The 8,975-nt window shown below is 67.1% G+C and carries 10 protein-coding genes; 2 read left to right on the top strand and 8 right to left on the bottom strand.

The genetic code is table 11. The features are described 5' to 3' along the window. From ACWELQ_RS28615 to ACWELQ_RS28595, 5 genes are all read right to left on the bottom strand, one after another. The coding region (locus tag ACWELQ_RS28615; RefSeq protein WP_452400138.1) for an ABC transporter permease at positions 1-606 on the bottom strand (606 nt) is incomplete at its 3' end. After that, the gene (locus tag ACWELQ_RS28610) at positions 603-1,340 is read right to left on the bottom strand and encodes an ABC transporter ATP-binding protein (RefSeq protein ID WP_452400137.1); all 738 of its coding nucleotides are present in this window, start codon (positions 1,338-1,340) and stop codon (positions 603-605) included. The genes ACWELQ_RS28615 and ACWELQ_RS28610, both read right to left, overlap by 4 nt. Positions 1,341-1,355: 15 nt before the next feature. Then, positions 1,356-1,841 (bottom strand): hypothetical protein, encoded by a 486-nt coding sequence (locus tag ACWELQ_RS28605; protein WP_452400136.1) that lies wholly within the window; start codon positions 1,839-1,841, stop codon positions 1,356-1,358. A 95-nt stretch (positions 1,842-1,936) separates the two neighbouring features. Then, positions 1,937-2,749 (bottom strand): SAM-dependent methyltransferase, encoded by an 813-nt coding sequence (locus ACWELQ_RS28600; protein ID WP_452400135.1) that lies wholly within the window; start codon positions 2,747-2,749, stop codon positions 1,937-1,939. Between the two features lie 132 nt (positions 2,750-2,881). Further along, positions 2,882-3,952 carry a hypothetical protein gene (locus ACWELQ_RS28595; protein ID WP_452400134.1) on the bottom strand — a complete coding sequence of 357 codons (1,071 nt, stop codon included), beginning with the start codon at positions 3,950-3,952 and terminating at the stop codon, positions 2,882-2,884. A gap of 202 nt (positions 3,953-4,154) precedes the next feature. On the opposite strand from ACWELQ_RS28595, the gene ACWELQ_RS28590 reads away from it, so the two are divergent. After that, positions 4,155-4,937 carry an IclR family transcriptional regulator gene (locus ACWELQ_RS28590; RefSeq protein WP_452400133.1) on the top strand — a complete coding sequence of 261 codons (783 nt, stop codon included), beginning with the start codon at positions 4,155-4,157 and terminating at the stop codon, positions 4,935-4,937. Here the strand turns inward: ACWELQ_RS28590 and ACWELQ_RS28585 are convergent. Then, positions 4,924-5,511 (bottom strand): MspA family porin, encoded by a 588-nt coding sequence (locus ACWELQ_RS28585; protein WP_452400132.1) that lies wholly within the window; start codon positions 5,509-5,511, stop codon positions 4,924-4,926. The two genes, ACWELQ_RS28590 and ACWELQ_RS28585, sit on opposite strands and share 14 nt — an antisense overlap. A 157-nt stretch (positions 5,512-5,668) precedes the next feature. After that, entirely contained in the window at positions 5,669-6,067 is a 399-nt protein-coding gene (locus ACWELQ_RS28580; protein WP_452400131.1) for an MspA family porin, read from the bottom strand. Between the two features lie 247 nt (positions 6,068-6,314). Here ACWELQ_RS28580 and ACWELQ_RS28575 point away from each other — a divergent pair, with 247 nt between their 5' ends. Continuing rightward, positions 6,315-7,730, top strand: a complete 1,416-nt coding sequence (locus ACWELQ_RS28575) for a nucleobase:cation symporter-2 family protein (protein ID WP_452400130.1) — start codon at positions 6,315-6,317, stop codon at positions 7,728-7,730. A 67-nt stretch (positions 7,731-7,797) separates the two neighbouring features. Here the strand turns inward: ACWELQ_RS28575 and ACWELQ_RS28570 are convergent. After that, the coding region (locus ACWELQ_RS28570) for an 8-oxoguanine deaminase (protein ID WP_452400129.1) at positions 7,798-8,975 on the bottom strand (1,178 nt) is incomplete at its 5' end.

Here is an 8,975-nt window from a genome sequence, read left to right as displayed (position 1 = left end):
CGAACTCTCGGCGACATACACCCAGAACAGGAGCACGGCGACGGCGGCGGACGGGGTGCGGATCAGTGCCCCGGCCGCGACGCCCACGCCGCACGCGGCGAACGCGTAGACCGGAACCGTCCAGAGGAACCGGATCCCGGCCGAGTCCGTGATGTCCACGGCCCCATACAGTTCGGGAAACTGGTGGGGCAGCGTGACCATGACGACGACGAGCAGCACGACCGTCGACATGGCCGCGATGGCGCCGTAGTAGATCCACCGGGCCAATGCGACCGTCCAGGGCCGCGGGAACAGAAACGTGTTGAGATCGCTTGTCTGGCCGCGCCGTTGGCTGCCGTGGGCGTAGGCGGCGGTGACCATCATGATCGATACCGAGAACGTCATCACCCAATACACCGAGTTGGTGGTGGAGACCGGGGCGACGAATCGCTGCCCGGGCAGGGCCGCGAGTCGTTCCGCGACAGCGGCGATGACGAAGGTGACGAGAAGCGGCAGCAGGAAGGTGGCCGGGACGGCGACGGTCCACAGGAAACTGCGCCCGGTGGTGCGGGTCCATTCGGCGGCGACGCCGCGGCGGACGAGGGTGACCGGACCGGGATCGTTCATGAGGTCGCGCCGGACGCGAGACGGGCAGGCAGACCGGCGATTCGGACGTAGGCGTCTTCGAGGCTGGTCTCGCCGGGCTGCAACGTACTCATCAGGCGGGCGAAAGGCTGGTCGGCCAGCACCCGCTGGTTTCCGAGGATGACGATGTGGTCGGCATTGCGTTCGACCTCGTCGAGCAGGTGCGTGGCGACCAGGACACAGGTCCCGGCGTCGGCGAGCTCGCGGAGCAATTCGCGCAGCCAGCGGATGCCCGCGATATCGAGGCCGTTGAGCGGTTCGTCGAGCAGCAGGGTGCGCGGCTCGCCGAGCAGTGCGGCGGCGATGCCGACGCGTTGCAGCATGCCGAGCGAATAGTGCCCGAGTCGGCGATCGGCGACCCGGCCGAGGTCGACGATCTCGAGGACCTCGCCGACCCGGCCGCTGGGCAGGCCGCGGGCACGAGCGATCCAGCGTAGGTGCCGGCGCGCGGTGTGGCGCGGGTCGAAGGCCCGGTAGTCGAGATGCATTCCGAGCGTCGCGGGGGTGGTGTGATGGGCCCGGACCCGGGTGTCGTCGACCCGGACGGTCCCGACGGCAGGCGCGAGCAGACCGCAGATACACCGCAGCAGACTGGTCTTGCCGGTGCCGTTGAGACCGATCAGGTAGGTGAGCGCCCCGTCCGCCACGGTCAGTTCCGGGACGTCGAGAACGGTCACGCCGGGGTAGCTCAGGGTGAGGTCACGAATATCGATCACGGTGTCCGGAGCCGGTCAGAAGTCGCAGGACATCGCCAGTCCGACGGCCTGAATGCCCTCGCACACCGAACTGTTGGAGAGCTTCCAGACGCCGTCGATACGCTTCCACACCACGCGCGCGGTGATGTCCGGTCGTCCCACCGACCGGGTGCGCAGCATCGCGGTGTGCACGTTGCCGTCCTGGGTTTCCGGACCGGTGATCTCGTTCGAGCCGTACGGAGCTCGGAACAGGCCGCTGTTGTAGAGGGCGTCCGCGACCGCGACCGCCCCCATGCCGCCTTCCATATTGGCCGCCTTGGCCTGGTCGGAGACGCCGGGCGTCTCGATCAGGAACACGACCTGGTCGTGCAGATCATCAAGGGTGGGAACATCTTTGGTGATGAGGAAATCGCCGGGAGCGGCGGAGGCGATGGGGGCATTGACAACCGAGGCGCCGATCGTGACCACGGCGGCCGTCATGATCGACGACACGACACCAGCGACAACGTTGAAGGACTTCATCTCTTCATCCTCTGATCAACTGGGACAGCGCATAATTGGCGCATTCGAGATTACTCGCGACGACGGCGGCTTCCTGGGGGTTTGCGGCCGATTCCTCAGGGTTTGCGGCCGATGGCGCCGTCCATGACCATCCGGGTCGCCGGTAGGTCGGGCCGGAGCCACTGCTGTACCGGCGCCACACCGGGCTCGAACAACTCGAACCCGGCCATGAACGCCTCCGTCTGCGCCGTGGCCCGAAAGGTGACCTGCGCCGGAGTGCCCAGGGTGCCGGTGAGCACCTGGAGTATCTCCGGGTCGGAGTCGAGCGAGCCATGGCTGATCGCGAGGTAACTACCGGGTGCCAGCTGATCTCGGAAGGCGGCGACGATCTCGGCGGGACCCTCGTCGTCCATCACGTAATGCAGCACGCCGGCGAGCAGGACGGCTACCGGCTCGCTGAAGTCGATCAGCGCGCGATCCTCGAGCTCGTCGAGAATGGCACGGGGAGAACGAATGTCGCCCAGCAGCGCGGTGATTCCAGGCGGTCCGGCCAGCAGCGCGTTGCTGTGGGCGACGACGACCGGGTCGTAGTCGACGTAGACCACCTGCGCCGACGGCTCGATCTTCTGAGCCACCTCGTGCACGGCGGGTGAGACCGGGATGCCCGAGCCCAGATCGAGGAACTGACGGACACCCGCCTCGGCGGCCATCTCGACCGCTTTGAGCAGGAAACCCCGGGTGAACCAGACCAAGGTCTTGAGCTCGGGCACATGCGCGAGCATCTGCCCGGCCATCTCCCGGTCGGCCTCGTAATTGTCTTTCCCGCCCAGCAGGTAGTCGTACACCCGGGCGGAGTTCAGCTCACCGGGATCAGGCGTGTCCGGTGTCCGTTTGCGCTCCGACGCAGGCCGTTCGGCTCCTTCGACCACAGGTCTAACCGTAGTCGACCACCACGCCTGTGGTACGCAACTCCGCAGAACCGGTGCGACCCCGATCGAGCGATCGGCGTATCACGCTCCGTCGCAACATGATCGAACACCGCACGACAGGTGGGCGAGTACCTACTCTCCACTGCCGCCGTGGGTCTGGATCGACTCCGTTTCAGCCAAGGCGACGGCATGTGCGACCGCGGACCGCGCCCGGTCGACGGTCGCATAGCGGCCCAGGCCGCAGGGGGCCGCGACGTCCAACCGGCCACCGTAGGCCGACTCCGCCGCCGCCAGCGCCCGCCGTGCCTGACCGAGCGGTTGCTCCGGATGCGCGAGCCCGGCGACCACCCGCGTGCCGGCAGGCAGTTCGAGCCGCGACAGCGGCGCGTAGTACCGCGGCCGGACCGGCGCCTGCTTGCCGTCGCCGATCGGCAGGTGGACGAATTCGAGATGCCTTCCGGCAGGCCAGTATCGCGCTATCGCGTTGGCCAGCGCGACGACCGGGGCCGCCGACCTCGGCCGGATGGCAGGTTTGTCCTCGAGGCTCCCGTAGCACAGGTGCACACCGAAACGAGCGCCATGGGGCGCCCGCGCGACGAGACGTCCGATCGCCCGACCCGCCGCGGTGGCAGGCCCCTGCCGCAGCACCCCGGGCATTCCCGCGCAGAGCAGCGTCTCGGCTGCCAGTTCGAGCTGGAATACGACGTTGTCCCGCAACGCCTCGTGAATCCGGACCATCTCCCGGACGGTGGCGTCCACGATCGGGCGGTAATACGGAAAGCCCCGACGCCACAGCAGCATCCGCGCCTCGAAGGCGATGAAACCGATGACGAAGGGTGTCGGGATGCCGACCTGCAAGCTGAGTCCGGGATCGGTTCTGCGCCGTTCGGCCAACGCGTCCCAGGCACGCCGGGCCTCCGCCGCATAGCCGAGCGCGGCGTCGACATCGGCCTCGGTCAGCGATCGGCCCGCCCGCAGCCGAAAGGTGTCGCGACCACGCAGCGTCGACCAGTCGCCGGTGCGCACCGGCGCCAGCGCCGGGATGCCGCCGAGCCGGTCGATGATGGGTCTGACGTACCACTGGGCGCGATACGGATCCGCCTCGCAGCCCGGGACCATGCCGTCCAGGAATTCACCGGCCGTATCGACCGCGAACGCCATTGCCTTCTCTGGACTGTCCAACTCTGGGGGCAGAGAACCCACGAAGTGAACTTTGCGCTCGGGCTGCACAGCGCCAGTCTCTCGCATATCGGTTGTCCCCGTGCGGGAATGATCGACCAACCCGCGACGGCTTCCCGCGCCGACCGGGAGGGTGTGACGCCGAGTACAATTCGGCCCCGGAGGCCATGAGCCGTCGGAACGGACGCGCCGCCTCCGCAGTCTTTAGTTCGGAAGGCAAGTCCTGATGGCCAGATATTCCAACGGCGAATCCGCATTCTCGCGATTGGTCCGTCTGCTCGAGGCATTCGATGACGATGCGCCGTTCGCCACCGTCTCGGACCTGTCGAAGCGAACCGGGCTGTCATTGCCCACCGTTTCGCGGATGGTTTCCGATCTGGTCGAACAGGGCTGGCTGCAACGCGATGCCGACCGCCACGTGGTATTCGGATTGCGAATGTGGGAACTCGGTGTGCGCGCGGTGCCGACGCGCAATCTGAGCCGGGTCGCTCGGCCGTATATGACGGAATTGAGCGCCCGCCTCGGCCAGAATGTCCAACTCGGTGTGCGGCAGGGCAATGAGGTTGTTTTCGTGGAATTGATGTCCACGCCCGCCGCGGTCCCGGCCTTCGTCCGCGAGCCCGGCGACCGCCTCCCGCTGCACGTGTCCGCGCCCGGGCGGGTATTGCTCGCGCACGCGCCGATGTCCGTTCAGGAGAGCTTCCTCGCGGACCCGCCGCCGAGGGCGTCCCTCGGCGGCGGCGCCGATCTGCACGCGCTGCGGGCGCAGCTCGTCGAGATCCGCCGGACCGGTGTCGCGTTCCGGCCGGCGGTGGGCGATCCGGAATCCACCGCCATCGCGGTGCCGCTCCGCCTGCCCGGCCGGGAAGTGGTCGCGGCGCTGTCGGTGGTGATGCCTCAGACCGAGAGCACCCGCACGGCCGTTCCGGCGGCACTGCACGCGGCGGGCATGCAGATCGGGCGCGCCCTGGTCGGGGAGTTCGCCGACCCTTCGATCAGCCGAGACTGAACGGCTCGCCCCACAGGGTGACCATGCCGACCGTCGTCGGCGTGTACACCTTCGCCTGGACGAACGACCGCGCCTGCGCGTAGCCGCCGCAGCCGTTCACCGCGAAGGTCTCGTCGTGCCAGGTCACGCTCTGATGCGGGCCGGACACCCGCGGCGCGGAGTAGTGACTCTCCTTGTTGTAGTCGTCCGGGACTTCCAGATCGAGCAGATTGAGCACCTTCGCCTGGCCCGCCGCCAAGGTCAGCGAGGTCGAGGCGCCGCCGCTCGGCGTGATCGTGCCCTGGCCGGAGCTGAGGTCGGCGGTGGCGGAGGCGTCGACACCGGCGGTCATGCCCGCCGACAGGTCGACCTGGCAGCCGACGATGTAGCCGATGTTCAGCTTGGTGTAGGTGGCGGGATCGGCCGCCGCGCCACCGCTCAGATCGACCGCACCGCGGCCACTGGTCCACGCGTTGCGGTGCAGGGGCGTGGCGCCGAGCGAGGGATTGATGTTGGCCGATTCCCCGGTCAGGTCGACGTTCACGACCGTGCCGTCACCGATGGTCTGGGTGATGTGCCCGCCGGGCAACGGCACGAAGGTGTCGGCATGGGCGGGGCGGCCGAGAGGCCCCCGATGACGGCGGCGCTCAGCCCGAATCCGGCCAGACGGGCAAGAGTGCTCGAGTTGTTCATGTGCATGTTCCTCGAAAATGAGATGTGACGATTCGAAAAGCTATGCGCAGCAGGACAATTCAGCCGATACTGAAGGGCTGTCCGTACAGCGTGGTCTTGGAGTAGTCGGGACCGACGATTTCCACGGTCACCACCTGGCGGGCCCGCGCGTAGCCCGCGCAGCCCTGGATCTCGACCTGCTGGTCCTGCAGATCGAAGTGGTACTCACCGCTTTCGACCATGTCCTTCTGATCGAAGTTGACCCACTTGACCTCGCCCGGCCCCAACGGCAGCGACAGCGACCCCGACAGCGAAGGGCTCGAGCTGATCCCCGCCGAGATCCCCATGGATACGCCGGGTTCGGTGATGTGACCGTCCGGCAATGGCACGAAGGTGTCCGCGTTCGCCGCGCCCGTTGAAAGCAGACCGATCGTGGCGGCCACCGCCGCCACGGCGGCCGCATTCCGATAATCCCTCATCTACTGTCCTCACTGAATCAGTGCGTACCGATGACGCACTGCGGCGAACAGTAAACGGGCTCGTTAATTGCCTCATTATCGATTTCCAACATAGAAATTCGCGTGCGGCGGCAAGCGAGGTTTCTTTCTTTGAAACACTGTGATGCACACCACAATATATGAAGTTGAATTGTCTTCTAATGGCGAGTGATGCGTGCCACTCTGCTGGTCGGCGGAAATGTAGTTCCGCGGTGGAGAGGAAGTTTCCATGAGCATTTTCACGAGGCGCAGCCGGTCCGAGGAGGAATCCGAGCGGCCGGAGGATGCAAGGCACACGCCTTGGCAGTTGTTCGCCTACGGCAGCCAGCACATTCTCACGATGTACGGCGGTGTGATCGCGCCGCCGATCATCGTCGGCGGCGCGGCGGGTCTGTCGGTCACCGATATCGGTTTGCTGGTGACCGCGAGCCTGTTCGTTTCGGGGCTGGCCACGCTGGTGCAGACGCTGGGCTTCGGCCCCTTCGGCAGCAGATTGCCGATCGTGCAGGGTATTTCGTTCGCGGGTGTGTCGACCATGGTGGCGACCGCCTCCACCGGCGGGCTGCGCCCGGTGCTGGGTTCCATCATCGTGGCCGGGCTGATCGGCTTGGTGCTGTCGTCGTTCGTCGCCCAGTTGGTGCGGCTGTTCCCGGCGGTGGTGACGGGCTCGATCATCACCGTGATCGGGTTGTCGCTGATGCCGGTCGCGTTCGGTTGGGCGATGGGCAATGATCCGGGCAAGCCCGATTACGGGTCGATGGGCAATATCGGCTTCGCCGGGCTGACCCTGATCATCATCCTGGTGATCAGCCGCCTGTTCCAGGGGGCGATCTCCCGATTGTCGATTCTGATCGGCTTGGGAGTGGGCACGGTCGCCGCCATCTGCGCGGGGAAGGCCGACTTCTCGAGCGTCGGCACCGCGAAGATCGTCGCGCCGCCGCAGATCTTCCACTTCGGCACACCGACTTTCGAGATCGGCGCGATCATCGCGATGACCGTCGTCATCCTGGTGACCCTGATCGAGACCACCGCCGACATCCTGACGATCGGTGAGATCGTGGGTACCCCGGTCGATGAGCGCCGGGTCGCCGACGGCCTGCGCGCGGACATGCTCTCGACCACGATCGCACCGGTCTTCGGATCCTTCACCTGCAGCGCGTTCGCCCAGAATGTCGGCCTGGTGGCCTTGACCGGAATCAAGAGCCGGTTCGTGGTGGCGACCGGCGGCCTGATCCTGGTGCTGCTGGGCCTGCTGCCGGTGGTCGGGGCGGTCGTCGCGGGCATCCCGTACCCGGTGCTCGGCGGCGCCGGTCTGGTGTTGTTCGGTTCGGTCGCCGCCAGCGGCATCCGCACCCTGGCGAAGGTGAACTTCGAGGACAACCTCAACATGGTCATCGTCGCGGTCGGGGTCGGCGTCGGCCTCATTCCCGTTGCCGCCCCGAAGTTCTGGGATGCCTTCCCCGACATGGTGGGCGTGGTCCTGAACTCCGGCATCAGCGCCACCGCCATCGTGGCGGTGCTGCTGAACCTGGCCTTCAACGAGTGGAAGTTCGGTCGCCGTCCCGGCGCTTCGGTCTTCGCCGCCGCCGCGGACGCGGAGGCCCGGCTGCCGGAGCAGACTCGGATTCCCGACGGGCACCACTGACCTCGGTCCGCCACACCGTGAGGGCCCCATATCCATGAGGGGGATATGGGGCCCTTTCAGCGGGTGCTTATCGGTTCCCGTGGCGCAGGATGCGCTTGCGGGCGTCGACGCCTGCTTGGCCGACGGCATCCTGCGGCATTGTTTGCAGTTCGTCGTCGGCCACGACGGTGTTGCCACCGACGAGCAGCCGGGCCAAAGGAGGCTGGGGGCCGAACACCAACGCGCACAACGGATCCTCGAGCGCGGCCCGGAAACCATCCACCCGCCACACCGCGATATCAGCCAGCTTGCCGACCTCGAGCGAACCGATCTCGTTGTGCCGCCCCAAGTTCCGCGCACCACCCAAGGTGCCCACCTCCAGAGCCTGACGCGCCGTCATCGCCCGCGGGCCGCGCACGGCACGCTGGAACAGCAACGCCTGACGCATCTCACCGGCCATGGACGTCAACTCGGCCGACGCCGCACCATCGACACCCAAGCCGACGGGCGCACCCGCCGCGAGCAGATCCGTCACACGCGCGATCCCCGCGCCGAGCCGAGCATTCGAGGTCGGGCAGTGCGCCGAACCGGTACCAGTCGCGGCGAACGCGGCAATGTCTTTGTCGTGCAGGTGAACCGCATGCGCGAACCACACGTCGTCGCCGAGCCAGCCCAGCTTCTCCATGTATTCGACAGGCGTGCAACCCATCTGATCGACGCAGTGCTGCTCCTCGTCGAGAGTCTCGGCGAGATGCGTGTGCAGCCGCACCCCGTGGCGACGGGCCAGCGCGGCGGATTCCACCATCAACCCCTCCGACACCGAGAACGGTGAGCAAGGGGCGACAGCCACACGCAGCATGGAATCGAACGACGGGTCGTGATAGGTGCGGATGATCTCCTCTGTGCTGGCGAGGATTTCGTCACGGTCCTCCACCACCTCGTCCGGCGGCAACCCGCCCTGCGACTGCCCGCGATCCATCGAACCGCGGCACGGGTGGAAACGGATCCCGATCTCGCGCGCCGCGCGCACCTCCGCCTCGAACACGTCACCACGCCCCTTGGGGAAGATGTAGTGGTGATCGGTGGAGGTGGTGGTCCCGGTCAGCGCCAGCCAGCCCAAACCCGCCTGCGCAGCGCCGTGCACGATCTCCGCGTCCATCGTGGCCCACAGCCGGTAGAGCCCGGTCAGCCACTCGAACAGGGTCGCGTCCTGAAACAGTCCCTGGGTGGCCCACTGGTAGAGGTGGTGGTGGGTATTCACCAGGC

It is taken from the genome of Nocardia sp. NPDC004722 (assembly GCF_053601505.1).
Note: the sequence above shows the minus strand (reverse complement) of the source record. Positions and strands in the feature narration are given on the sequence as shown.